This window comes from Pseudomonas silesiensis (assembly GCF_001661075.1).
Classification (GTDB): Bacteria; Pseudomonadota; Gammaproteobacteria; order Pseudomonadales; family Pseudomonadaceae; genus Aquipseudomonas; species Aquipseudomonas silesiensis.
This window is the reverse complement of sequence record NZ_CP014870.1, coordinates 3,187,168-3,211,881: the sequence shown is the minus strand read 5'-3', so window position 1 is coordinate 3,211,881 and position 24,714 is coordinate 3,187,168. Positions and strand designations below refer to the sequence as shown.

20 protein-coding genes and 3 pseudogenes are annotated in these 24,714 nt (G+C 54.1%); 8 read left to right on the top strand and 15 right to left on the bottom strand.

Going from position 1 to position 24,714, the window contains the following annotated elements; translation table 11 throughout:
• Nucleotides 1-220 precede the first annotated feature (220 nt).
• Nucleotides 221-1,009, bottom strand: a complete 789-nt coding sequence (locus tag PMA3_RS14400; RefSeq protein WP_064677781.1) for an SDR family oxidoreductase — start codon at nt 1,007-1,009, stop codon at nt 221-223.
• Between the two features lie 334 nt (nt 1,010-1,343).
• Nucleotides 1,344-2,042 (bottom strand): FadR/GntR family transcriptional regulator, encoded by a 699-nt coding sequence (locus PMA3_RS14395; RefSeq protein WP_064677780.1) that lies wholly within the window; start codon nt 2,040-2,042, stop codon nt 1,344-1,346.
• A 270-nt stretch (nt 2,043-2,312) separates the two neighbouring features.
• On the opposite strand from PMA3_RS14395, the gene PMA3_RS14390 reads away from it, so the two are divergent.
• Nucleotides 2,313-3,497 carry an enolase C-terminal domain-like protein gene (locus PMA3_RS14390; protein WP_064677779.1) on the top strand — a complete coding sequence of 395 codons (1,185 nt, stop codon included), beginning with the start codon at nt 2,313-2,315 and terminating at the stop codon, nt 3,495-3,497.
• Nucleotides 3,498-4,119: 622 nt separating this feature from the next.
• On the opposite strand, the gene PMA3_RS14385 is transcribed toward PMA3_RS14390, so the two are convergent.
• Complete coding sequence (locus PMA3_RS14385) at nt 4,120-5,094, bottom strand: 2-hydroxyacid dehydrogenase (protein WP_064677778.1); 975 nt, start codon at nt 5,092-5,094, stop codon at nt 4,120-4,122.
• A 15-nt stretch (nt 5,095-5,109) separates the two neighbouring features.
• A complete protein-coding gene (locus PMA3_RS14380) occupies nt 5,110-5,808 on the bottom strand; it encodes a FadR/GntR family transcriptional regulator (RefSeq protein ID WP_064677777.1) in 699 nt (232 codons plus the stop codon).
• A gap of 686 nt (nt 5,809-6,494) precedes the next feature.
• On the opposite strand from PMA3_RS14380, the gene PMA3_RS14375 reads away from it, so the two are divergent.
• Nucleotides 6,495-7,805 carry an MFS transporter gene (locus tag PMA3_RS14375; protein WP_064677776.1) on the top strand — a complete coding sequence of 437 codons (1,311 nt, stop codon included), beginning with the start codon at nt 6,495-6,497 and terminating at the stop codon, nt 7,803-7,805.
• 58 nt (nt 7,806-7,863) lie between these two features.
• Here PMA3_RS14375 and PMA3_RS33605 read toward each other — a convergent pair whose 3' ends face one another.
• Entirely contained in the window at nt 7,864-7,998 is a 135-nt protein-coding gene (locus PMA3_RS33605; RefSeq protein WP_202970129.1) for an aldehyde dehydrogenase family protein, read from the bottom strand.
• Nucleotides 7,999-8,237: 239 nt separating this feature from the next.
• On the opposite strand from PMA3_RS33605, the gene PMA3_RS33600 reads away from it, so the two are divergent.
• From PMA3_RS33600 to PMA3_RS14360, 4 genes and pseudogenes are all read left to right on the top strand, one after another.
• Complete coding sequence (locus PMA3_RS33600) at nt 8,238-8,663, top strand: hypothetical protein (protein WP_420848676.1); 426 nt, start codon at nt 8,238-8,240, stop codon at nt 8,661-8,663.
• 21 nt (nt 8,664-8,684) lie between these two features.
• A complete protein-coding gene (locus PMA3_RS33595; protein WP_420848693.1) occupies nt 8,685-8,741 on the top strand; it encodes a hypothetical protein in 57 nt (18 codons plus the stop codon).
• Nucleotides 8,728-9,021: pseudogene (locus PMA3_RS33590) on the top strand (OprD family outer membrane porin); the annotation flags it as partial. The gene PMA3_RS33595 and the pseudogene PMA3_RS33590, both read left to right, overlap by 14 nt.
• A gap of 147 nt (nt 9,022-9,168) precedes the next feature.
• A complete protein-coding gene (locus tag PMA3_RS14360; RefSeq protein ID WP_064677773.1) occupies nt 9,169-9,987 on the top strand; it encodes an alpha/beta fold hydrolase in 819 nt (272 codons plus the stop codon).
• A gap of 83 nt (nt 9,988-10,070) precedes the next feature.
• On the opposite strand, the gene PMA3_RS14355 is transcribed toward PMA3_RS14360, so the two are convergent.
• The 4 genes and pseudogenes from PMA3_RS14355 to PMA3_RS30755 all read right to left on the bottom strand — a co-directional run.
• On the bottom strand, nt 10,071-10,874 hold the full coding sequence (locus PMA3_RS14355; protein ID WP_064680707.1) for a LuxR family transcriptional regulator: 804 nt from the start codon (nt 10,872-10,874) through the stop codon (nt 10,071-10,073).
• Nucleotides 10,875-10,999: 125 nt separating this feature from the next.
• Nucleotides 11,000-12,232, bottom strand: coding sequence for an ethanolamine utilization protein EutH (eutH, locus tag PMA3_RS14350; protein ID WP_064677772.1), 1,233 nt, complete (start codon nt 12,230-12,232; stop codon nt 11,000-11,002).
• A gap of 81 nt (nt 12,233-12,313) precedes the next feature.
• Nucleotides 12,314-13,078: an SDR family NAD(P)-dependent oxidoreductase gene (locus tag PMA3_RS14345; protein WP_064677771.1), complete on the bottom strand. Its 765-nt coding sequence runs from the start codon at nt 13,076-13,078 to the stop codon at nt 12,314-12,316.
• A 378-nt stretch (nt 13,079-13,456) separates the two neighbouring features.
• A pseudogene (locus PMA3_RS30755) lies at nt 13,457-13,873 on the bottom strand (amino acid permease); the annotation flags it as partial.
• A gap of 523 nt (nt 13,874-14,396) precedes the next feature.
• On the opposite strand from PMA3_RS30755, the gene PMA3_RS14335 reads away from it, so the two are divergent.
• Nucleotides 14,397-15,005, top strand: coding sequence for a trimeric intracellular cation channel family protein (locus PMA3_RS14335; protein ID WP_064677769.1), 609 nt, complete (start codon nt 14,397-14,399; stop codon nt 15,003-15,005).
• Between the two features lie 94 nt (nt 15,006-15,099).
• Here PMA3_RS14335 and PMA3_RS14330 read toward each other — a convergent pair.
• From PMA3_RS14330 to PMA3_RS14310, 5 genes and pseudogenes are all read right to left on the bottom strand, one after another.
• Nucleotides 15,100-16,597, bottom strand: a pseudogene (locus PMA3_RS14330) (aldehyde dehydrogenase).
• A complete protein-coding gene (locus PMA3_RS14325; RefSeq protein ID WP_064677768.1) occupies nt 16,594-17,499 on the bottom strand; it encodes a dihydrodipicolinate synthase family protein in 906 nt (301 codons plus the stop codon). Before PMA3_RS14325 ends, PMA3_RS14330 begins: the two are co-directional and overlap by 4 nt.
• A 35-nt stretch (nt 17,500-17,534) precedes the next feature.
• Nucleotides 17,535-18,866: an MFS transporter gene (locus PMA3_RS14320; protein WP_064677767.1), complete on the bottom strand. Its 1,332-nt coding sequence runs from the start codon at nt 18,864-18,866 to the stop codon at nt 17,535-17,537.
• Between the two features lie 172 nt (nt 18,867-19,038).
• Nucleotides 19,039-20,358: an NAD(P)/FAD-dependent oxidoreductase gene (locus tag PMA3_RS14315; protein WP_064677766.1), complete on the bottom strand. Its 1,320-nt coding sequence runs from the start codon at nt 20,356-20,358 to the stop codon at nt 19,039-19,041.
• A 109-nt stretch (nt 20,359-20,467) separates the two neighbouring features.
• Nucleotides 20,468-21,190: a GntR family transcriptional regulator gene (locus PMA3_RS14310; protein ID WP_064677765.1), complete on the bottom strand. Its 723-nt coding sequence runs from the start codon at nt 21,188-21,190 to the stop codon at nt 20,468-20,470.
• Nucleotides 21,191-21,567: 377 nt separating this feature from the next.
• Here PMA3_RS14310 and gfa point away from each other — a divergent pair, with 377 nt between their 5' ends.
• A complete protein-coding gene (gene gfa / locus PMA3_RS14305) occupies nt 21,568-22,146 on the top strand; it encodes an S-(hydroxymethyl)glutathione synthase (RefSeq protein ID WP_064677764.1) in 579 nt (192 codons plus the stop codon).
• A 186-nt stretch (nt 22,147-22,332) separates the two neighbouring features.
• Here the strand turns inward: gfa and PMA3_RS14300 are convergent, their stop codons facing one another.
• Nucleotides 22,333-24,459: a TonB-dependent siderophore receptor gene (locus PMA3_RS14300; RefSeq protein WP_064677763.1), complete on the bottom strand. Its 2,127-nt coding sequence runs from the start codon at nt 24,457-24,459 to the stop codon at nt 22,333-22,335.
• Nucleotides 24,460-24,714 lie beyond the last annotated feature (255 nt).

Genomic DNA, 24,714 nt, shown 5'->3' with positions numbered 1-24,714 from the left:
AATGCCTTCACGGGTTAGTGCCGGATCCAATGGCCGGGTTTTCATATGAGTGACGGGCGGGAATGTTGCGGTGCGAAGCTGGCTTGTCGCTCGACCTCGCAAGTCCGCCTTCGGACCAAGATCGACCGGGCCAATACGAGCTGTCAGCAGGAAGGTGAAATCACCCTCCCGTCAACATAGGCCATGAGATTATCGAGCGCTTGTGACCGGTGCGCCGCGATCAGAACGTGCCAGGGTAACTTCCACCGTCCAGCAACAGGTTCTGCCCGGTAAGGAAGCCGGCGTGGGCACTGCAAATGAATGCGCAATAGGCGCCAAACTCGTCCGGCTGGCCAAACCGCTGGGCCGGCACGTTTTCGCGCCGCTGTTTGCTGATCTGCTCCACGCTGGCGCCACTGGCCCCGGCGGCAGCGGTCAGGGTTTTGTGCAAGCGCTCGGTCTCGAATGGGCCAGGCAGGAGGTTGTTGATCGTTACGTTGTTCCCGGCCAGTCGCGATTGACGCGCGAGCCCGGCGATGAAACCGGTCAAACCGCTGCGGGCACCATTGGAGAGACCCAATACGTCGATCGGCGCCTTCACCGCGCCAGAGGTGATGTTGACGATGCGGCCAAAACCTCGCTCCGCCATGCCATCAACACAGGCCTTGATCAGTTCGATGGGCGTGAGCATGTTGGCATCCAGCGCCTTTAACCAGTCTTCGCGTTGCCAGTCGCGGAAGTCGCCCGGGGGCGGGCCGCCCGCGTTATTGATCAGGATGTCCACCTGAGGACAAGCCATCACCACGTTCTCGCGCACCGCCGGTTCGCTGATGTCGCCCGCTACCGTGCGTACTTCGATGCTCGGCGCCAGGCGGCGCAACTCTATGGCGGCGGCCTGCAAGGTCTCATCCCCACGGGCGTTGATGACCAGATTGACGCCCTCCTTCGCCAAGGCTCGTGCACAGGCCAACCCCAAACCCTTGCTGGCGGCACAGACGATCGCCCAGCGCCCCGATATTCCCAATTCCATAATTCGGCCCCTGCCAACGTGCAAATAAAAAGTACTTGGACGGTTAACTTACACCGTTTGCGGTTGAATCAAGGGATGAGGATTGGTGATCTGTAGATCAGCTTTTTTCACTATCGAGAACCGCTACAGTTGATTAAAGTTCGCTGGCCAACCCGTTTCCCCGTGATGCCGATGACAGCCAACCATTAAACGCATAAGCAACTCAATATCCCCTTGCGGCGCTCGTCATCGGCATCTCGAAAAGGCGTCCACCGCGCACTTGCATAATGCTCAACATGCACGTGTTCCACATCGCTGTAGATTGATCGCGCGCAACGAATCAACGCCGCATCATTCAGCTGATTTCAGATAAGCGCATTTCGGTTCTAAGCAGGTGAGTTTGAGTCGCTGCACGGGCCGCCGCCGGGTCACGCGCCCGAATAGCATTCGCAATGGCTACGTGCTCTTCATGGAGCTCCCGTGAAAACTCCTCGCGCGCTGAGTATTTCTTGCGCACGACAATCATTCCAGCCTCCAGGTACTGCTTTAGAAAAGAAAGCGTTTTCACGAAGTAGGGATTGCCACTGGCGTGAGCAATAGCATGGTGGAACTCGATGTCTTCCGGAACGCCACCTTTGCCTTCAGCATTGGCGGTAGCGATCTTCCCCAGTGCGAGGTCGATTGCTGCCATCTGTTCTTCGGTGCGGTGCAGGGCGGCTTCCGACGCAGCCTCGGCTTCAATGGCTCGTCTGAGTGCCAGCAGCTGTACCACCGACTCTGGTTCAAGTGCTTCCAGATAATCGATTCGCAGCGAGCGAATACCCGTAGATCCGGTCACGAAGACACCGATCCCCTGCCTCGCTTCGACTATCCCCTCATTTTTCAAACGAGAGATAGCTTCCCGAACAACGGTACGACTGACCCCGAAATCCTGGGCAAGCGTCGCTTCCGAAGGGAGCTTGCTGCCCATCTCGAAGCTACCTTTTTCGATTTCTTTTTGCAGTTGCTGAGCGACGGTTTGACTCAGCGTGCGTGTTGGGATTTTTTCGAACATACACGATCCTAGCCGTTGAGGTGATACGGTTATAGTACAAGAAATAGAGGCTGCAATGCTTCTTTGCGGGGGGCATTCCACACGGAGGCGCACTCCATCACCGCTAACCGCACCAAGTGAGGGTTCATTTTAAAAACTTAACTTGTAATATAACCATATCACCGCATAAGCTGACGCCGCTCTTGGGGCTTGGCAAGGGCCAACCTACGCCCGGCTGAAATCTCCGTCTGAACGTATAAATGCTTGAAAAACAACAATTGGAGGCGTGTCATGAGTCGCATTACCCAAGTCGATGTCATCCCGTTTACATTCGAGGTTGAAAACCTTTCGACGAGTAGCACTCGAGGAATGGGAGTGGGCAACCTGCGCTACGAAAAAGGCAACAAGTTATCTGTCATGCGATACGCCGTCGCGATCCGCACGGACGATGGCTTTGAAGGGAGGTATGTCACTCATCTGGTCGGTTCTCAGTCCGCACTCGCGCAAACCGTGATGCTGGCTCCCCATCTGCTCGGTCGAGACCCAGAACACCGAGAGTTCATTTACGACGATTTCAAGCGTTACCTGCGCGCCTATGACCACATGGGCCACGGCCCGCTGGATATTGCGTTGTGGGACCTGGTCGGCCGGAAATACAAAATGTCCATCGGTTCCATGATTGGTGCGTACAAGCAGCGGCTTCCAACCTATGCCAGCACGCATCACGGACAAGATGAGCCAGGTGGACTGGATTCGGTTGCGGCCTTCGCCGACTACGCAGTCGAATGCGCGGAACTCGGCTTCCGCGGGTTCAAAATTCACGGATGGCACGATGGCGAGAAACATCGCGAGGCGCAGGTACTTCACGCGACACGAAAAGCCATCGGTGATCGCATGGACATTATGATGGATCCGGCGAGTGCCCTGCATACTTGGACTGACGCGCTATATGTTGGTCGCGCCTGCGACGAGATCGATGCGCTTTGGTATGAAGACCCCTACCGCGACGCTAGCGTCTCTGCTAACGGCCAGCGTTTACTCCGAGAAAAACTCAAAACCCCTCTTCTTGTCAGCGAGCATGTCCGAGGACTGGAGCAAAAGGCAAACTTCATGATCGCCGGCGGTGCAGACCTGATTCACACCGATCCGGAATACGACATGGGCATCACCGGCACCCTGAAGATTGCTCATCTGGGTGAAGCTCTGGGACTTGATGTACAGGTACATGCCAGTGGTCCTGCTCACCGAGCCTGTGTTGCAGCAATACGTAATACCCTTTATTACGAGCTCGCTCTGGTTGGCCCAGGTATGCCCAACCTGATCCCACCTGTTTACCGCTGCGGTTATACAGACCAAATGGATGCCGTTGGGAAAGATGGTTGTGTTTCGGTCCCGACAGGTCCGGGATTGGGCGTTGATTACGATTGGGATTACATAGAAAAACACAAAATCGCAGAACATCGCTTTCGCTTGTAATAATTAATGCCCAACAACTCCCTGGCGAATTAAATAACTCAAGGAGCTCAGAAGCGATCTCAGTTGATGATGAGATCGCCACCGAGTGCTACGGGACCAAGGCTTATTTTCAACGCAGTATTCGCTAAAGACCCCGCGTGCTCCATCATTACCCTGAGTGTGGGTTGCGCAGGCATCCTGACGATATGTCCACTGTTCCGGACCCTTCCAATTGTATTTCTTGATGAAACAGCGCCGGCTGGAGGCATTGCGCTGATTAACTCGCTTGGAGATCTGTCAGGATTTGTGAGTTCTTACTTGATTGGCTTCTTGAGAGATCTGACACACTCCACGAGCATCAGCATGTATATGCTTGGCGGCGCGACGCCCGCAATGGTTTGCCCTGATGGGCTGGCACAACGTGAATTAACGCTGCCTGGTATTGGCCCTGCGTTGATGCCAAAACACGCGCGGTCGTCGACTGCTGCTGAAACGCCGCCCACCAACCTGGAGTGGCGCTCTTAGGATCCGAGATACAACGCACCACCATCGCAAAACAGGGGGAAAGCAGACGGATCGCGCCTGCTGCAAGGTGAGTATATGCTGCCGCTGTCCGTACCACCCGAGAGCATTACGTGTAGCGTCATTCCTTCCAAACGTGCGGGTTCACCAAATCACGTGGTCGCTCGCCCAAAAGAGCGGCCCGTAAATTATCAATCGCCCGGTTGGCCATCGCGCTACGACATTCGAACGTCGCCGCCCCCACATGCGGCAACGTAACAACATTGCGCATCGTGAAAAGTGGGGAGTGCGTCATAGGTTCTGTTTCATAGACGTCTAATCCCGCGCCGCGAATCTGACCTTTGAGCAGAGCCTGTACCAATGCTGCTTCGTCGATCACGAGCCCACGGGAAACGTTGATAAGATATGCGCTGGGTTTCATGAGGGCCAGTTGCTCATGACTGATCAGATGCCGGGTTTTTTCACTCAGCGGTACCACTACACAGACAAAGTCTGCGTTCGCGAGCAACTGCTCGAGGCTGCATTGCTGAGCGCCCAGTTCATTTTCCAACGCCAGTTTTCGGCTATTACCGCTGTAGAGAATGGGCATGTTAAAACCCAGACGCCCACGACGTGCGATTGCGGCACCGATGTTGCCCATTCCTACGATACCTAGCGTTTTACCATGTACATCGCTTCCAAACTGATTAGCGGTGACAGACGCTTGCCACTGCCCTTCCTTTGTCCATCTATCCAGCTCGGCAACCCGTCGCGCGCTGCTCATGACCAGAGCAAAACCTAGATCCGCGGTCGTTTCGGTCAGAACGCCCGGTGTATTGGTTAACATCACCCCTCGTTCATTCAAATATGACAGGTCGTAGTTGTCGTAACCGACTGAAACACTGGATACGGCCTCAAGTTTTACTGCTCTCTCCAGCAAAGCTCTATCAAGTTTGCGGTCGACGCCGATTAAACCGTGAGCATGGGATAACGCTTCGTTAAAATGCTCGACAGGATCACCCTGCTCAGGAGTGGGGGCAATGACATGGAAGTCATGTTGCAGTCGCTCGATCATGGCTGCAGAAATAGGGGTGAAGGCAAGGACTGTTTTTTTCATTATAAAGAGCCTGGTTCAGTTGGTTTTAGACAAGCGTAGCGCTGTGTTTTGCAGATGCGTTTGCGTCGCTGCACGGGCAGCTTTTGGATCGCGGGCACGAATGGCGAGGGCGATGGCAGCGTGTTCTTCCTGAAGTTGGTGTGAAAACTCTTCACGCACTGCATTTTTTTTACGTACCATAATCATGCCGGCTTCCAGATACTGCTTTAAAAAAATGAGGGTTTTAAGGAAATAGGGATTGCCACTGGCATGGGCGATAGCATGGTGAAACTCAATGTCTTCCGGCACGCCACCTATACCCAAAGTATCGGTTGTATCAATTTTCACTAATGCAGCATCGATGGCTGTCATTTGCTCTTCCGTGCGGTGCAGTGCAGCCTCGGACGCAGCTTCAGTCTCAATAGCTCGTCTAAGCGACAGAAGCTGGAGGACTGACTCTGGTTCAAGCGCTTCCAAATAGTCGATTTTCAGAGAGCGTATCCCTGTAACTTTGGTGACAAACACACCTATACCCTGTCGCGCCTCGACTGAGCCTTCATTCTTCAAGCGAGAAATAGCTTCTCGAATAACGGTGCGACTCACGCCAAAATCACGCGCAAGCGTGGCTTCCGAAGGAAGCTTGCTCCCCGTCCTGAAACTCCCTTTTTCGATTTCTTTCTGCAGCTGCTTAGCCACGGTGTGGCTAAGCGTGCGGGTTGGAATTTTATCGAACATACGTCATCGGCACCTATGTGGTGATATGGTTATAGTACAAGTAAAATGGAATGGCAAAGGATTTCTACACGCGGGCGGTGTCGGGTTCTGAGAGACAGCCTCTGCCCTGCCTTGCTTCAAGCCGTTGAGCCCTTTGCGCCTTTACGCCGCGAGGAAAATTATTTTAAAAAATTAGCTTGTACTATAACCATATCACCGCATAAGCTGAAAATCGAACGGCGCCGCCAATACCGCGCTCGCCTTATGCAAAACAGTTGACGCATCGCATAACCGTGAAAAAAAACAATAATTGGAGGCGTGTCATGAGTCCCACCAGCCAAATCGATGTCTCCCCATTGCGTCCGTGGCGCGCATCGCTATCGCCCTCGCGACTGCAATGCGCCATTACGCGTTTCCGACAAGACAAGGCAGTGGGCCTGTTGGGGGGAAATGAATGCGAATCGGTGCCGCTCCCGGACTGAGCATCGATTACGGGTGGGATGATGTGAAAGGAAGTAAACCGCAGATCATCATTTCGCTTGCCCTGGATAGAGTCAGATTTTTCTAAAAGTAACTAACCCCGGCACTGTGAGTACCAGTCGGTACTGGTGGGCGACCATCTGTGAGTGTGTCGCAAGGATCACTGTTCCTGTTTGATTACTCAGCAAACGTATTTTCGGCAGTCCTACAATAAAAAGAGATCCACTATGAGAACTAAAGACATCACAGCCTTCGACGACGCGATCCCTGACAAAGAAGCTCTAGCATATAGCAAAGTCGTTTGGCGAATAATGCCCTTGCTGTTCCTCTGCTTTATAGTTGCCTATCTTGACAGGGTCAACGTCGGCTTCGCCAAACTGCAAATGTCTGCCGACCTCAACTTCAGTGAAACTGTATACGGCCTCGGCGCGGGCATGTTTTTCATTGGCTATTTTTTCTTCGAAGTGCCAAGTAATTTGATTCTCTATCGAGTCGGGGCCCGAAAATGGATTGCCCGAATCATGATCACGTGGGGCATCATCTCCGCATTAATGATGTTCGTAACTACGCCCACCTCCTTTTATGTCATGCGCTTTTTACTCGGCGTAGCCGAGGCCGGATTTACCCCAGGCGTGCTGTTATATCTGACTTACTGGTTTCCCGCACACCGTCGCGGCCGGGCCATTACCATGTTTATGGCGGGTATCCCGATCTCCGGAATTATCGGCAGCCCTCTTTCTGGGTGGATCCTGCAAACCTTTAATGGCGTGCATGGCTGGGCCGGTTGGCAGTGGCTGTTTTTGTTGGAGGGCGCGCCCACTGTTTTAGTCGGATTGCTGGTCTGGAATTTCTTGGACAACAGTATTTCGGAAGCAAAATGGCTAACCGCCGAAGAAAAGATAATCCTGCAAAATAATATTCGCGAGGATGTCGGCGAAAAAACCAGCCATTCATTCAAGCTGGCGCTGAGCGACATCAGGGTATGGATCCTGGCTTTGATCTATTTTTGCGTGCTGATGGGGCTTTACGGGGTGAGTTTCTGGCTGCCGACCTTGATCAAAGCAACTGGTGTTGAACGGCCGTTGGATATTGGATTGTTGTCTGCCATTCCCTACATTGTTTCGATTATCGCCATGAGCCTGATAAACCGAAGCTCCGACAAACACGCTGAACGGCGCTGGCACTTTGCAATCCCGGCAATCATGGGTGGGGTCGGCCTGATATTGAGCGCAGTTTTTGCTCAAAGCCCTGTGTACTCCATCATCGCACTGACCGTGGGCTGTGCAGGCATCATGACCATAACCCCGCTTTTCTGGACGTTCCCCACAGCGTTCCTTGGAGGAACAGCGGCTGCTGGCGGCATTGCGATGATTAATTCGCTTGGTAACCTGTCAGGATTTGTCAGTTCTTATCTGATTGGTTTCTTGAGAGATCTGACGCATTCCACCAACACCGGAATGTACATGCTCGGCGGTTTTCTGTTCCTCTGTGCAGTTCTTGTAATGACTGCGATACCTGCCCGACTAGTGAATAGATGAGCTCGGGCGGGTTTGAGGATGGACGGTTAATTCGAAGCCTGCGTTAATCCGGGACGAATCAATCTGGAAAACTGTTTGAAAAAAAGGGATGGCCACCTGGCCATCCTCTGTATTTGTCGTTCGCCATTTCAATGGCTTGCGCCTCTTTGTTGAAGTGGAACAGCGGAGCTACAGGCCCGAACGTCTCATTCATTAAGCTTGTGAAAATTCATCGATAGAGATGATTCAAACAGGCCCATATCATCGCGTAACAAACATCCAAAAACGCAGCACACCCGTTCAATCCAGATCCTGTGGAATGCGTAACCATTAGCTCGACTTGACCGGTGAGGACGATGGTGATGCGTTTTGAAGTAATGACTGCAACCACAAAGCACCAATTTGGCGAAAACACAGGCCGTTCCACCTGGAACGATTGGGCCCAAGGGTGTCTTGATCGCTCAATTTGTCGATGCCGGTCGGCATGCCGCGCAGTGTCAGATAGCTCTGTGCATTCCAGGGCATGAGATTCAGGTTAGTCAGCTTATGACATGCCAGGCCCGCGCAGGCACCCAACGGCCACGCTACCGTAAGGTCGAATACATCAACGACGATCTCCACCTACTGATCATTGAGCGAGACCTCAAGCTGCAGTTTGCCGGCTGGATCTTATCGATCGGCAAAGCGGGCGTCGTCAATCTGGCACCTTACAGTTGGTTGTGCATATTGCTCACGAGAACCGCCGGAACCGCGATAGCGGGCGAACCTGCACAAACCGCGCAAGGGTTTCTGGAAGGGTCGACGCTTGAGGTGCTCAGCCGAAACTTCTATCTCAACAATGACTATCGTTCGCCATCCCCGGCAGACAAGAGCTACTAACAGGAATGGGCTCAAGGCTTCATCCCCTCGTTCGAATCAGGATTCACTCCCGGCACGATTGGGGTGGGTTACCGGTAGCGGCATCGACGGAACCCAGGCACCCAAGGGCGGCGCGTACAACCCGTTCGACCCGATTACCGACGATTACCAACCCCAACAAGGAGCCGGCGGCCGGCATTGGGAGCGCGACATAGAACTGCACTACATCGTGCAGTCGGGTCCGGCGAAGGACTTGTCCTTGCAACTGTCCCATGTGACACATCGAGCAAGCAGCGCTCAGGCGGGCGATGACACAGACCGGATTTACGTAGTCATCGAGTATCCCACCAACTGGGGTCGCTTTGAACGTTTGCGGTAGTGACAGCCAGCGAATAGTCACCTTCGGTGTGCCGCAGCGGCGAGCACATCGGTACAAGTACCCGATCTTCTTTGGGGCAATACTCAATCGTGGTCACCATGGCGACCACTTAAGATTTTGACCAAAACGGCAAACAAAGGAGCTTCCATGAGCACGTTCTTCACTCAAGACGGTACCGAAATTTATTACAAGGATTGGGGCTCCGGCCAGCCTGTTTTGTTCAGCCACGGTTGGCCATTGGACGCCGACATGTGGGAATACCAGATGGAATACCTGAGCAGTCGCGGGTATCGCACCATCGCTTATGATCGGCGCGGCTTCGGGCGGTCCGATCAACCCTGGAACGGCTATGTTTACGATACTTTCGCCGATGACCTCGCACAGCTGATTGCGCACCTTGATTTGCGCGAGGTGACCTTGGTCGGTTTCTCCATGGGCGGTGGCGATGTAAGCCGCTACATCGCTCGGCATGGCAGCGAACGAGTGGCTGGCCTGGTGCTTTTGGGTGCTGTAACACCAATGTTCGGAAAGAAACCGGATTATCCGGAAGGCGTCGACAAGTCAGTATTCGACGGCATCAAGTCGGGTCTGCTGAAGGATCGGGCACAGTTCATTGCTGACTTCGCCAGCCCTTTCTATGGCACCAATCGTGGCCAGCAGGTTTCAACCGGCGTTTTGACCCAGACTTTGAATATCGCCTTGCTGGCTTCATTGAAAGGTACTGTGGATTGCATCACCGCGTTTTCGGAAACCGACTTCCGCCCTGACATGGCCGCCATTGATGTTCCCACTCTGATCATTCATGGCGACGCTGACCAGATCGTACCCTTTGAAACAACGGGCAAAGTCGCCGCCAAACTTATTCGAGGCGCAGAGCTCAAGGTTTACCCGGATGCTCCGCACGGCTTCCCCACTACACATGCGCAGGACTTGAACGAAGACCTGCTGGCTTTTCTGAATCGTTGAACCTTACAGACGAATCGGTTACCAAGGGTTATTGCCTGCTCCCCTGATCTTTCGACCTTTATGGCCGGGTTCGCCCGGTCTTTTCAGAGCGGCCCCGTCAGATAACCAATGAACAGCCGAAAAAGCTCGGCATTCGTGGAGATCTCAAGTCGTTGGTAAATGTTGTGCTTGTGAACCTTCACCGTGCCTTCCGATATCTTCAGCACCGCAGCGATCGACGTGCTGCTATGACCCTGCAATATCAATTTCGCGATGTAACGCTGAGTCTCCGTGAGCCGCCCTTGGAGAATGTGAACGAAAGCATCCTCCGATCTGGCATCCGTGTTCTCCGTGTCGGTATAAAAGTCGCTGTAGTTCAGCCGGCAGTGTAATTCGAGCAAGGCATTGATCACCGGTGCCAGCGTTTCCAACACCTTCATCTCCCTCGTCAGAAAAGCTCCTTTCTTCAAGCTCCTCATCAGCGAATAAACAATCGCAACCCGTGACTGGACCGGAATGATGAAACCTATTTCTTCAATGAGCGTCCCGTGCTCGGAGGACACACACGGATGTAGATCCCTGGAGATTGAAAAGCCCGACGAAAAGAAACTGTCGGGGGCCAGGTCGCTCATCCGCCATAAACCGGCCGGGTGATTGTTGATGCAGGCGACATAGAAAGGATCGAGCAGGTAGCCGCCACGAATGTAGGCATTCAGCGTTTTTTCCGGAACCGAATTGTTGTATCCGTTGTGTATCAAGATGGGAGGCTGATTGAAGCGGAAGAGATAACCGCAACTCATATCAAAGCCCAATGTGCTTCTCAGGGCCGAATCGATGGACGCTCCCAGACGATCTGACCCGACGGCCCCTATCAGGGTTGATAGCATTTTTGCGTCACAGGCATTCATGTTCATTACGCTTCTGGTTCAAAAAATCGAGCCGCCCTGGCGGTTCGAAGGTGACCGCACGATAGCTTACGCGACCCTCCCGCGATACTTCGAACTCACCAGGGCGCACTGACATTACACAACTATCAGGTCAATTCAGGAGCGACGCTCCTGCCCTCCTCTGCGATGTCCTTCTCGCCAAGTTCCAGCGCCTTGGGCACAGCAAGCCAATAAGCGAGCATCATGCCGATCAGGCCACCGCTGAGCTTGCCGATGATCAATGGAAGAATGAGCGACGGTTGAAAATTGGCGGAATAGGCCAGGTGGTCGCCGAAGGTGAACGCAGCGCAAACCGAAAAGGCAATGACCAACACTTTGTCTTTGGGCGGCATGTCGGAGACCAACCGGAACATCGCCAATATGTTCGCCGATGCCGCGAGCAGACCCGCTGCGCCCACAGGCGAAAGTCCCATCAGGGAAGCCACCTTTTCAATGGGCCGGGAAAGGAAACGCTTGATCAGATAGACCATTGGAAACGCACCGCACAGCATGATGCCAACGTATCCGGCGATTTCCAGAGCGCGGAATTGATCCTCTTTATCGGCAATGATGGGGGCGAAACCCCAGGTGCCGAACACCGAACTGAAAAACGAGGTGAAATATTCGACGATGGAGGCCACCAATACCAATGTCACAGCCCCGTACACGACCTGGCCAAGCCTGAGGAACAGCACCACCATCAGGTTTGGCAAGTAGCGCAATGCTGCGGCGAGCGCGACGCAAAACAGAATCAACGGCATCAGATTCCGAACCAGCATCCCGAGATTGAAATTCAGCGCTTGCGTGGCTTCACCGGCAGTCGCTATGTCCGGCCTCACGCCCAGTCCAAGAAATTGCATACCCATCGCGATGATGATGATGCTGATCGGAATGCTCAACAAACCCGCCATGATACCCAGCGCCATATACTTGTGATCGGCCTTGGCCAGCATCGCAAGGCCCACGGGTATAACGAAGATCACGGTAGAGCCGGACTGGAACCCGGTAATAAGGCCGAGAATCCAGCCTTCGGGGCTTTGTGACAAGGCATGGGCCAATTGATATCCACCAAGATCGGAGGCAATGAATATAGGCCCGGCAATGCCGGCATCCGCGCCCATGGTGAGAAAGATCGGCGCCAGAATCTGGCTGATGAAGCTGGATATAAAGGGGATGGCCGCCATGATGCCCGCCACGGGCAAGAAGATCGGGCCAATGCTGTGGATGCCGGCGTTGAATTCCTTCGCGAGTTCAGACTCTGCATTAAAGATGGATGCCAGGCCGCCAATAACGGCGCACACCATAATAATATAAATTACATACGTGCCTATATGTTCCATTGCTGCCTCTGCTATTAGAAGTTTATTGTTTGGCAGAACTGAGTTGCAGAAGGTTTTATTATTGTCGGTCAGTAGGCTGACTCAGAGCGCGGTATATCCGTTATCGACGAAAAGATGAGTGCCGTTGACGAAGCTGGAATCGTCGCTGGCTAGAAACAGCGCGGCGGATGCGACTTCGGAGGGTTCACACAGTCGACCCTGCATTGCACCGATCGCCTCGTCGGAAGCGTCCACGCCAAAACGTCGGAGCAAGTCGAGCTCGCGCTTGCCATGGACGGTGCTGATAAACCCTGGACAGATGGCATTGCTGCGAATATTGCGATCACGAAACTCCACGGAAATGGCCCGTGCGAACATATGGCACGCGCCTTTAGTGGTGCAGTACAAAACTTCCATCGGCGTGCCGACCACACCGGAAATAGACGACGTACTGATGATGCTGCCGCCCCCCGCCTCTATCATCCCGGGCAGGACGGCCTTGGTGACGAGGAACATGCTTTTGACGTTGATGCTCATCAGACGATTCCAGTCTGCCTCATCTGTTTCCAGGAAAGGCCCGGCAGCAATCGTACCGGCGTGATTCATCAACACGGTAATCGCTCCGAAACGTTCTTCGGCTTGCCTGACCGCGCGATGAACCTGATCGGCGACGGAAACATCCGCCGCGAGGAAAATGGCGTCGCCGCCGGCAGCGTTAATCCGCTCAGCCACCGCTTCGCCCTGGCTGGTTGGAAGATCCAGAATCGCGACTTTCGCGCCCTCTTGGGCAAACAACTCCGAAACGGCCAGGCCGCAGCCCCCTGCCCCACCGCTGATCAGCGCTACTTTGCCTTTTAGTCGACCCATTTTTGTTTTCCTTGTGATAATTCAAGTTCGGCTTTGCGATTCCAAGCTAAGCGCCAGCGTCAGGTCACGTCCATATATCGACCGATATACAAATACATAACCTGTTGTTTTTCATCTATTTTTTAATCTAAAAAAGACATCGGGCAATGACTTACAATCTGCAGTAATTGCCCGATCAGGGGATCCACCGCTATTGCATTACGGGTTGGCTGAAGCGAATGAATGGGTGTTCTCGCGGGGTGACGACGGGTGTTCATAATTCCCAACGCAACGATCACTATGGTCAAAGCCCCTGTAGACAGCACCTCGCTACGGTGTGCGGGCATTGCGACCATTACGCCCAGGGCGAAAACGATGAAGCCGAACTGGCGAGTAAAAAGGTATGAAGCCACCGAATTCAGTGGCAAGTCGGCTGACACCGCTGACCTCCCGGCCCGGCAGAACCCCAGCGATAGCGCAGGCACCCAGCGCAATGAAGGAGACGATCGCGATCACCTTGAATATGGCGAACCAAAATTCGATTTCGCCATATTTGGCAACGCTGAACAGGTTGGTCAGGGTCAACAGAGCCGTCACGCCGACCGCAAACATCCACGTCTCTATCTGAGGAAACCAGCTATTGAGCACCACTCCGGCGGCAATCGCCTCGAGGGGAATCACCAATACCCAGAAACACCAATATAACCACCCGATGGTAAATCCGGCCCAAGGCCCGATCGCCCGGTCGGCATAGGTGGAAAAGGAGCCCGTATCCGGGCTTGCCACCGCCTTCTTGCCAGGTTGTCGCCGGTTGATATTCCGTTATTTGACATTAGTGAGCCCTTGTTATTTTTTGAAGGCAAGCCGCTATCTATCAGTGATTTGCAAAATTAATTGCAAGTGCCAACTCTGATGATTAGCGCAGCGTATTTCCAATGCGGTGAAACGTTAAAAGCAGGTGGGAAGAAGGTGTATTAAGAAACGTGCGATTTTATTGTTATGCATCGCGCACTCATTGTCGTTTTAAGAACCATCACAAGATTAAACGCTTGTGACGGGCAAGGATGCTACGGTTTGCCCTGCGCAGCCTGGTCAACTGAATACGTCACGCGCTTACCCATTTGCGACAGGCCAACGGGCTTGCCCGGCCATCGGAATCGGCCCTGAAAGTCGATCATCTAACAAATGACGCCTATGAAAAGTTCGGTTATCTTTACACTAATAAAAAATCAAAACCTGCACTGATTTTCTTTAACGATGCCCAGCTTATCCATCTACGCCGGGATGCCATCATCGATAAACGTTCAACTGACGGGTTACCTCAGAAAAGGAATAAAGGATGCTTTACTTCCAGGAAATGTTAGGCATCGCGGTATTTTCCATCACCGGCGTGCTGGCTATCAAAAAAGCCGATGTCGATCTGTTTGGTGCCGTGGTGCTCGGCATCATCACCGCTATTGGAGGTGGCACCCTTCGGGACCTGCTGCTGGATCTTCCGATCTTCTGGATTGCAGACTTCAATTACATCTGGGCCGCTTTGTTTGCTGCGCTGCTGGCGTTTTTCCTGACAAAAGGATTACAACGACGATATCGCCTGCTGCTCTATCTCGATGGCCTGGCAGCGGCATTATTCGGGTTGGCCGCTACCGAGAAAGTGCTGGATCTACAGCTTGCCGCGCCATTGGCCGTGATGATGGGCGTGCTGACCAGCATTGGAGGCGGCATAGCACGGGATGTCCTGGCTGGCAGGGTTTCGCTGTTGATGTCACGTGACATTTATGCCACGCCTATTTTGTTGGGATGCACCTTGTATGTAGCGTTGCGCGACATCTTCCCGACGGTCTGGATCGCCGGTTGGATCGCCTTGATTTTTACCTTCGGCCTGAGATCTCTCGCCATTTACAAGCATCTGCAAATGCCAGCCATCTTTTCAACCTCGCAGGGATAATCCCGCGGTTAAATACCCTGATCTTTAGCGCACCCATCCCGACACTCGTGATATTCGGGATGAGTGCGCATATCGCTGTCATCGGATCAGAAAATTACCGCTCAGAGACATCAATCCAGATCGTCTTGATTTCTGTGTACTGATCATGAGCCCAGATGGACTTGTCACGCCCGCCGAAGCCGGATTCCTTGTAGCCGCCAAACGGAGTGGAAGCGTCGCCCTCTCCGAAGCAATTGACCGTTACGATCCCTGCACGAATTTCGCGCGAGAGCTTGATGGCGTGGCGCAAGTTATCGGTATAGACCGACGCCGCCAGGCCATACACCGAGTCATTGGCCAAGGTGATGGCTTCATCAATTGTCTTGAAAGTGGTAACGGTGAGTACCGGGCCGAAAATTTCTTCCTTGAACAGTCGGCTATCAACACCTACTCCATCAACAACGGTAGGTTCGACGAATATATTGCCTTCGGTGTTACCGCCAAAGACAACGTCCAGTTTCTCGACGCTGGCTTGCTCAAGATAGGAGCGTACTTTTTCGAAGTGGGATTTTGCTCACCATGGCGCCCAGGCGATTTTCCGGGTCCAGTGGGTTGCCCATCTTCCATTCACGCATTTGCACGCCGATGCGCTTCAACAAGTCGTCCTTGATGTCGGCATGGACGATCAGGCGCGAAGAGGCCGAGCAGTTTTCGCCCATGTTCCAGAACGCGCCATTTACGATATGGCCAGCGACAAGATCCAGGTCTTCTACATCATCCATCACAACAGCCGGGTTCTTTCCTCCGCACTCCAGCACAATGCGCTTGAGGTTCGAATCGGCCGCGTAGTTGAGGAAGCGACGCCCGGTGTCTGTCGAACCGGTGAAGCTGACCATGGCCACATCCATGTGCCGGCCCAGCGGTTCACCCACATCACCGCCACCGCCCGACAGTACGTTGAAGACACCGGCGGGCACACCCGCCTCGTGAGCCAGTTCGGCGACACGCAGCGCCGTCAAGGTCGTTTCTTTGGCTGGCTTGACGATGATGGAGCAACCTGCGGCCAGGGATGGACCGATTTTCCATGCCAACATCAGCAACGGGAAATTCCAGGGCAGGACCAGGCCTACGACACCGATAGCCTCGCGCACCACCAGCGATAACGCTCCAGAACCGACGGGTGCGGTACTGTCGTAAATCTTGTCGATCAGCTCCGCATGCCAGCGGATCATATGAATGGTTTCCGGCACATCCGTGAGTTGGCACTCGCGAATCGGCTTGCCGCTGTCCAGACTTTCCAGGACAGACAGCTCGTGGGCGTTCAGTTCCAGAAGATCGGCGAAGCGCAACAGCACTTTTTTACGCTCACCAGGACTCAGCTTGTGCCAGCGACCGTCTTCAAAAGCCTCTTTGGCTTTTGCCACCGCGACATCTACGTCATTTGCATTGCACGCCGTGATCTCGGCCAGCACTTCACCGGTCGCAGGGTTCGTCGTGGTAAAGGTTTTGCCTGAACCCGACGTGTAGGACTCACCGTTGACGAAGGACTGCGTAGGAAACTTCATTTCCCGGGCGATGGAGGCATATTCTGCCGCACTGAGCAGGTCAGTCATTTCGAGCTCCCGGTCACCAGGGCGACGTCACGTTTGAGGGTGGTGATGATGTCCTGCAAGGCCTGTTTCTCGTGCTCGTACAGGGGTTGCAGCGGTGAACGCACACTGCCGGTACGCAGGCCATTGAACTCGCAGCCGGCCTTGATCGACTGGACGAATTTGCCGCTCTCCAGGAAGTCCATCAATGGCATGAACGCACTCATGATCTTACGTCCTTTATCGAAGTCTTTTTCGACGACGCAAGCCTCGTAGAGAGCAACGTGTTCGCGTGGGATGAAGTTCGAGCCGGCACAGACCCAGCTACGGGCACCCCAGGCAAAGAATTCGAGGGCCTGGTCATCCCAGCCACAGGACAGACTGATGTTCGGGTAGTTGCGCGCCAGGTTATGGACTTGCGCCATGTCGCCAGAGCTTTCTTTGATGGCGACGATGTTTTTCGATTCAGAAACAGCCGAGAAATACGCCTGGCCCATGCTCACGCCCATGCGCGCCGGGTAGTTGTAAAGCATGATCGGCAAGTCGGCGGCGCGGTCGACGGTCAACGCGTGAATGGCGTTTTCCTTCTCGGTGGGCAACGCGTAGGGCGGCGACCCCACCAGAATGGCATCTGCCTTGATGGCGCGTGCTGCCTTGGCGTATTCGACGGAATCTTCAGTTCGAATGGCACCGGTGCCGATAACCAGCGGCAGTCGTCCGCCAATGACATCCTTGGCCTGGGTCGCGAGATCGATGCGTTCTTGAGAGGTATGAGCGTAATACTCGCCGGTCGAACCACCGATGATGATGCCGTGCACCTTCGACTCGATCAGGTATTCGAGCACCTCAGCGAATGCGGGCTTGTCGATTGCCCCGGTTGAAGTCAGGGGCGTAATGGCCGGGGTGTAAATGCCTTCGAATTTCATGATTGTATCTCCAACAGTAAGGGATGTTTTTCAACTCAACTGCTCAATGCCGCCGCATCGCGCAAGTTCAACGAACGTGTTTCAGGTGCCATGGCCCATGCCGCCATCAAGCCTATGAAGGTGACCAACGCGGCGACATACATCGTGGTGCCGATACCCAATGTCTGAAGCGAAACAGGAACCAGGTAGGTGCCGACCGCCGCACCTACACGGGAAAGCGAGGTGCCGATGCCAACAGCAAATGCTCGAATCTCTGTAGGAAAAAGCTCATTCGGATAGACAAGTTGCAGAACCTGCGCCCCGCCGATAAACACGGCATAGGCACCGAAAAGGAAAAGAACGAGGATTTCGTTGCTATTCGAGAACGTCGCCAGACCCAACAGCGCCAACCCGGACCACAGGAAACTGTGAATCAGCATGCAGCGACGGCCAATCGTGTTAATCAACCTGGTCGCGAGCACACAACCGACAACAAACAGCAGCGTGATGGCCATCGAGCCGTAGGAGGCCCACTCCCCTTTCAGGTTCAGTGCCAGGAGCACTTTGGGGGCAAAGGCATACACCGCGAATACCGGAATGATCGAGCATGACCAGAAGACCGAGACAAAGAACAAGCGCTTGCCATAGCCGGAATGCAGTAAATCGCGGAATGTCATTTTCCTTGCGTCGGGCTCTTCAGGCAGGTCCCGAAGCGAGTAGTGCTGGCCATATACGCGCTTGATCACGCGTTCGGCCTCGCTATTGCGCCCTTTGCTGAGTAGCCAGCGAGCGGACTCAGGTGTACCAAGGCGCAACAGCAACAGCAGCAGCCCGATGACGGCGGCGCTGGCCAGTGCAAAGCGCCAGGCGTCGTCACCACCGGTGTTGAGGATCGCATTGCCGACGACGTAGGCAAATGCCGCACCGGCAAACCAGAGAATGGTCAACGCAGCGAGTCTGGGCCCGCGTTGTTTCTTCGGCAGAAACTCCACCAGAAGCGAAGTGGCCACCGGATACTCGATACCCACCGCCAACCCGATGATGAACCTGAGAGCGAACAGAGCCGCTGCCGATTCCACCCAGAATTGCGCCAGGGAACAAATGATGAACAGGGAAGGCCCGATGAAATAAACAACTTTGCGGCCTAACTTATCAGTTAACCAACCACCGATAAAGCCACCGAAAAATACCCCCATCAATGCCGATGCAGCAATCATCCCTTGCCAGAATTCTGACAAGTTCAGAGCGGAAGTAATTTGCATCATGGCGATGCCGATGATACTCAGCACATAACCGTCTACGAATGACCCGCCGCCGGAACGGGCTGTCAGCAAACGATGAAAGTTGTTGAGAGGAACATCCTCAACAGAAGTATTAGGACTTGTCATTATTGTCTCCTATTTCGCTTCGGCAATTCAAAGGGCTGAGGCGCAAACCCAGTATTCAAGGCAAACTAAAGCCGTCTCGATAAGAAACGATCAGTATTAATGGCGACGCCAAAAAACCGAACATTCCCAACCAATATTTAACTTTTAACTTGCCTGCAAGAGTGATCGGTAATCAGCTTTCCTTTCCGGCGCGACTTTGACCCCATAACAAGTTCATGTTCACGCCAGCGGAAAGTATCGGCTCAGGTGGATTTCTATTAGGCCCGGGGGACGCCAGAAGAAAGTCGATCAGATGATTTTTCTTGCCCCCCAGCCAGTCTGCCAGCAAGGTCCCCGTTACCGTGCCACGGGTTATACCAAGACCGTTGCAGCACAGCGCGCCATACACGTTGTCTTTCAGCTGGCCAAAGTGAGCCATGTGGTTCCTGGACAGCGCCAGTGACCCGCCCCATGTGTACTCGAAATTCACATCCGGCAGCATCGGGAATCGACGATCGAACGACTCTTTGTGTCGTTGGATGAACCGCTGCAGGTACTTGGGATTGCTTCGTCCATCGGCATTGAAGCTAAAACTGTTACGAACCAGCAGGCGGTTGTCCGTTGTACGACGCAGCGTAGTACCGAACGGATCGGCGGGAATCACGCCCCAGTAAGGTCTGCCACCCAGACGCGCCTGCTCTTCTTCCGTCAACTGCCGGGTCAGGCTTGCATAGGTAAAGATCGGCAACATGCGGCCTTTCAGAAAGCCGAAACTCATGGCAAATGCGTTGTTGGTCAGTAGCACTTTGTCCGCGACGATTTGGCCGAATTCATGGGTGAGAACGGTTTTTTCACCATACTGCACCTCCGTGATCGGCGTGTTTTCGTAGAGCGTCACATTGGACGGCAGGCTATTGACCAGACCTTTGACAAGCGCGGCGGGTTGGATGAGTGCCGTGCCAGGCGTAAACAAAGCCTTGCGATAGAAAGGGGTGCCAATGTGGTTCGGCAAGTCTTTCTCTTCGATCATTTCATATTCTTGACCCAGCTTGTCGAGTCCAAGGCGATAAGCGTCAAGAACAGCGATACCTCTAGGTTCCACGGCGGCCTGATATTTTCCGCACAGGCGCAATTGGCACTCGATACCGTGCTGTTCAACGAGATCCTTCAGGATGGATTGCCCCGTCAGGTTCAATTCCATACTGATTTTTGCAGTCTTGATATCGCCAATATAATCGTCAGCACCAATATCGTGGGGCAGGTCGATGGCGAAGCCGGCATTTCTTCCGGAAGCGCCATAACCGACCTCTTGGGCCTCGATCAATACAATCTCGTCATCAGGAAAATTCAGCGCCAACTGACGCGCCGCTGCAAGCCCCGTGAAACCTGCACCCACCACTACCCACCGGGCTGAACGAACACCAAAGTGAGGCGGACGAGCCGTTCTAGGCGGGCTTAGGTGGAACCAGCCACAACTAGAGTCATCTGCAGGTGTATTTCTGATTTTTGACATTTTTCGCGACCTGGGCTCTTTTTTGTTTGTAAGTGCTAAAAGCTTCCCGCCTGCACGACCTGATCACGCGCCGTGTATTATTTTTTGCAATGGATACCGGTACTGCCTGTTAGTAATTAATTGCTACATTCAACCCTTCCGGCGCAGCATATTCGGACATCCTGCGGCGTGACAGTTCAAGGTGCGCGCGCACGATCTCCCCCGCTAAAGCCGGGTCATGGTTTTCAATAGCAGTAATGATTTCGTCATGTTGGTCGGCAGCCAAGTGCAAGTCTTCTTGCATATCGACGGATGTAGGATGCCGATAGAATATTTTCCCCAATCGCGCGTGATCGATCAGCAAGCGCTGCAGACTTGGCATCAAATAAACGTTGTGGGCCATTTTGCCAATTTGCAAATGGAACTCATCGTTATATAGCACACGCTTCTCTACATCTTTTTCCTCGATGGCTTCACGAAAAAACGTTTGTATGCGTTTCAGTTCCTCGATCTCAGAGGGCGTCGCATGGGTTGCGGCCAGCTGGGTAGTCCCGATGTAAATCAAAGGCGCTGCCAGAAAAAAGCTTCTGAGCGATTGATAGCTCATCGAAGAGACTCGGGCGGCCCGGTTCGCTTCCAGGTCGATATAACCTTCAGCAGCCATCTGCCGCATCAGCTCGCGCACAGGTGGTCGAGAGAGACCGAACTCATCGCACAAGGCCAATTCATCGACGACGGCGCCAGGCGCCAGTTCCATGCTCAGAATCCGCCGACGCAGCGCCACGCCCAGCACGGCTTTACGGTCAACAGGCATATCAGATGAAGCCTGGAGATCGAGTTCTTTCATGACCATCGTTAAAGACCTTTGTACGGGTGAGTGAACGCTGTCTACTACCTGTAATCTCACTATAAAACAACATTATTCTTTGTGTCTACAATTAGAATACATAAATTTTCAGGCTCCTCGGGCCTAGGTGATTGACGGCTAATGGAATGTGCAATTGGGCTCTACGGTTCGTTTGATCCAAAGGCATTAACGGCCGCACCCAATTGGCGAGGATGGTCTAGGATGCGATGAATGCGAGCGTTAATTGGCCGTCACTCACTCCATGCCGCTGGAGCGAATCAAAGAAGCGTTCGACCTGAAGCAGGAAGGCAATCGATCTGCACCGGTGCCTGGTGCACGGCTCCAGGCACTTTCGTCCGACACCCTGAAACGGAGAAGCCAACGTGAGCACCTTGAAACTTCACCCTGCCCTGGACAATGGTATTCAACCCACCGCCGCGAATTTCACCGGTGGTACCCTGCAGTGCCTGTGTGCGACCGACAAGGTCGAGGTCAAGATCGACGCACAAACCCTGCATAACCACGCATGCGGCTGCAGCAAATGCTGGAAACCGCAAAACGCGATATTCTCCGTCGTTGCCGTCGTCCCTCGGGATAAGGTCAGCGTCACTGCCCACGGTGAAAAACTGGAAATTGTCGACGAATCCGCCACCATCCAGCGGCATGCCTGCAAGCAGTGCCACGCCCATCTGTTCGGGCGCATCGAGAACAAGGACCATGCGTTTTATGGGCTGGACTTCGTCCACACCGAGCTCTCTCCCCAAAGCGGATGGGCAGCGCCGGGCTTTGCAGCGTTCGTGTCCTCCATCATCGAGACCGGCACGCCGCCAGCGCAAATGAAGGCCATCCGGGAGCGCCTGCGCTCGATCGGCCTGGAGCCCTATGACTGCCTGTCGCCGGACTTGATGGACGCACTGGCGACTCATGTCGCCAAACAGAAAGGCTTGCTCCCCGCCAACTGATTGACCGGCCGCCGCGGTTCCTTCGTCGGACCGCGGCACCGGCATGCCGCAACTGACGCCGATTGACGTCCCGGTTTCCAGCGTCTTCAGGCAGATTGATTAAGCGCCCCAACGGGCTGACCTGTGGTTCTTTCCACGATCCAGGGCATACAAGGCCTTCCGGTTTTAAACATAGCTACGGATGGTTTAGAGCGTGTAGGAAATGCCGACCTGAACGGTTCTCGGTTCACCCGGGTAGGCATAGACATTACCGAAGGCACCCTCTTCATAGTCACGATCGAACAGGTTCTTCACATCGAGATTAAGCCTTACCTTGTCATTGACCTTGTAGAAGCCGAGCAGATCGACAACGGTATAACTGCCCATCGAAAACGCCGTGGCAGCGGTCTGACCGGCGCGTTCATCCACGTACTTGCCTCCCACCCCTACACCCAGCCCTTTCAAGTTGCCCTCCTGGAATTCGTAAACGTTGAGCAAGCTGAAGCTGTTTTTCGGAATGTTCATTAGCCGGGTGCCCGACGGGATCACATTGTCCTTGGTAACCTCGGCGTCGACATAGGCATAGCCGCCAATCACCCGCCACTCGGGGGTTACATTGCCCGCCACGTTCAAATCAAAGCCACGGCTGCGCACCTCGCCCGCCGCCACGCTGAAGGTCGAGTCCACAGGATCGGTGGTGAGGACATTGCGTTTTTCAATCTGGTAGATCGCCGCGTCAACACTCAGCTGGCGATCCAACGCTTCCCATTTGATACCCATCTCATAAGACTTGCCCTTTTCCGGGTCGAAGCCACCACGCAGTCGACTGGCCCCGGAATTAGGCTTGAATGAACGCGCTGTATCGGCGTAAATCGCCACGGTTTCGGTAAGGTCATAAAGCACGCCGAAACGAGGCGTCACGGCATTGTCGCTCGCCTCCCAGCTTCTGCCACCTGGCACGAAGCTTTCGTATTCATGCTCGAAGCGCTCGAAACGGGCGCTCGCCAACACCTTCAACCGGTCAGTCAATGCCACCTGATCCTGGACGAAGGCCGCGTATGTCTTGAGGTTTTCCTTATCGTTGGTCGGTGTGCGGGTCAGGGTCGGGCGAGGTTGGCCGTACACCGGGTCGAAGATATCAATCGGGTAGGCACTGACGGCACCACTGGAACGCTGAATGATCGACTTGTAGTCATAATTCTCGTACTCGATACCGGTTAACAAGGTGTGATCGAAACCACCGGCCGAGAAATGCCCGGTGAGGTTCAGTTGAGTGTCCTTGTCCGTCCACTCCAGTTTGCGATAATTGAAGTTGCGTCCCAGCGTGCGCCCATCGGCGGCGACACCGTTCGCTTCAATGGCATTGCCCTGCAAGGTGCCATCAAGCCACTGAAAACCACCGCCAAGTGTCCAGTTGTCACTCAGGAAGTGCTCAAATCGCAGTTGGGCCATGTTGTTGTCGTTGTGCAATTTGCCGACGTCTTTTTCACCAAAGAATGTGTCACGGGACGCGGTGCCAATCTGATTCGGATAGCGCGTCACGCCGCGATCCAGCGGATGATTGTTGCGCATGAAATCGCCCTCGAAGATCACCTTGGTGTCGTCGTCGACCTGCCAGGAAATAACCGGGGTCACGCCGTAACGTTCGGTCTCGACATGATCGCGGAAGGTATCACCGCCCTCTCCCACCACGTTCAAGCGATAGGCCAGACGGCCCTCTTCATCGAGCGGGCCGGAGGCATCGAGCGTGCCACGTGTCATTCCCTGATCATCGACCTGGCTGCCCAGCGTTACGGTACGTTCAGCCAGAGGCTGTTTGGAGACCACGTTGAATGTGCCACCAGGATCGCCCCGGCCATAGAGAGTGGTCGCGGGGCCCCGCAGAACTTCCAGGCGCTCGATGGTGTTCGCGTCTGGCATGTTCGGATACCCGCGGTTGATCGGAAAGCCGTTGCGATAGAACTCGCCGGTGGTAAATCCACGCACAGTGAAGGTGGTCAACCCCTGGCCGCCGAAGTTGTTGGCGCGTCCCACCCCGCCGGCGTAGTCGAGGGCATCCTGAAGCCGGGTAGCCCCGATATCCTCAACCACATCTTTGGTTACCACGCTGATGGACTGCGGCGTTTCATGAATTGAAGTATCGGTGCGCGTCGCGCTGACGGAACGCGTTGCACGGTAGCCCTTCACCGGCCCCTGAGCCGTTTCATACTCCGCCGTACCGACAATGTCGGTCGCTTGCAGCTCCAGGCTGTTTTTATCGTTTGTAGCTTGCTCCGCCCAGCAAGCAGCGGAAAACGCCTGAAGCACACAAATGGAGACCAGAGTACGACGCATCTAGGAACCTCTTGAAAACAGCCAAATAGGACGGCATACGTGCCAAAATCGCGACGCATGGTATACCATGTTTTTAGCTTTTGATACGTATTCGCATTTGTGTTTGCTGTACGCACTCTGAGGATCGCTATCGCTAAGGTCTAACCTTTGGATTTGGGTGGGTCAGCGCCTCCAGGCGTGAGCTAACGCTTCATCGGTTTTTCGCATTCCAGGTATGCTTTTTTTTTATTGCCTGTAGCCAAACAGGCGATGCAT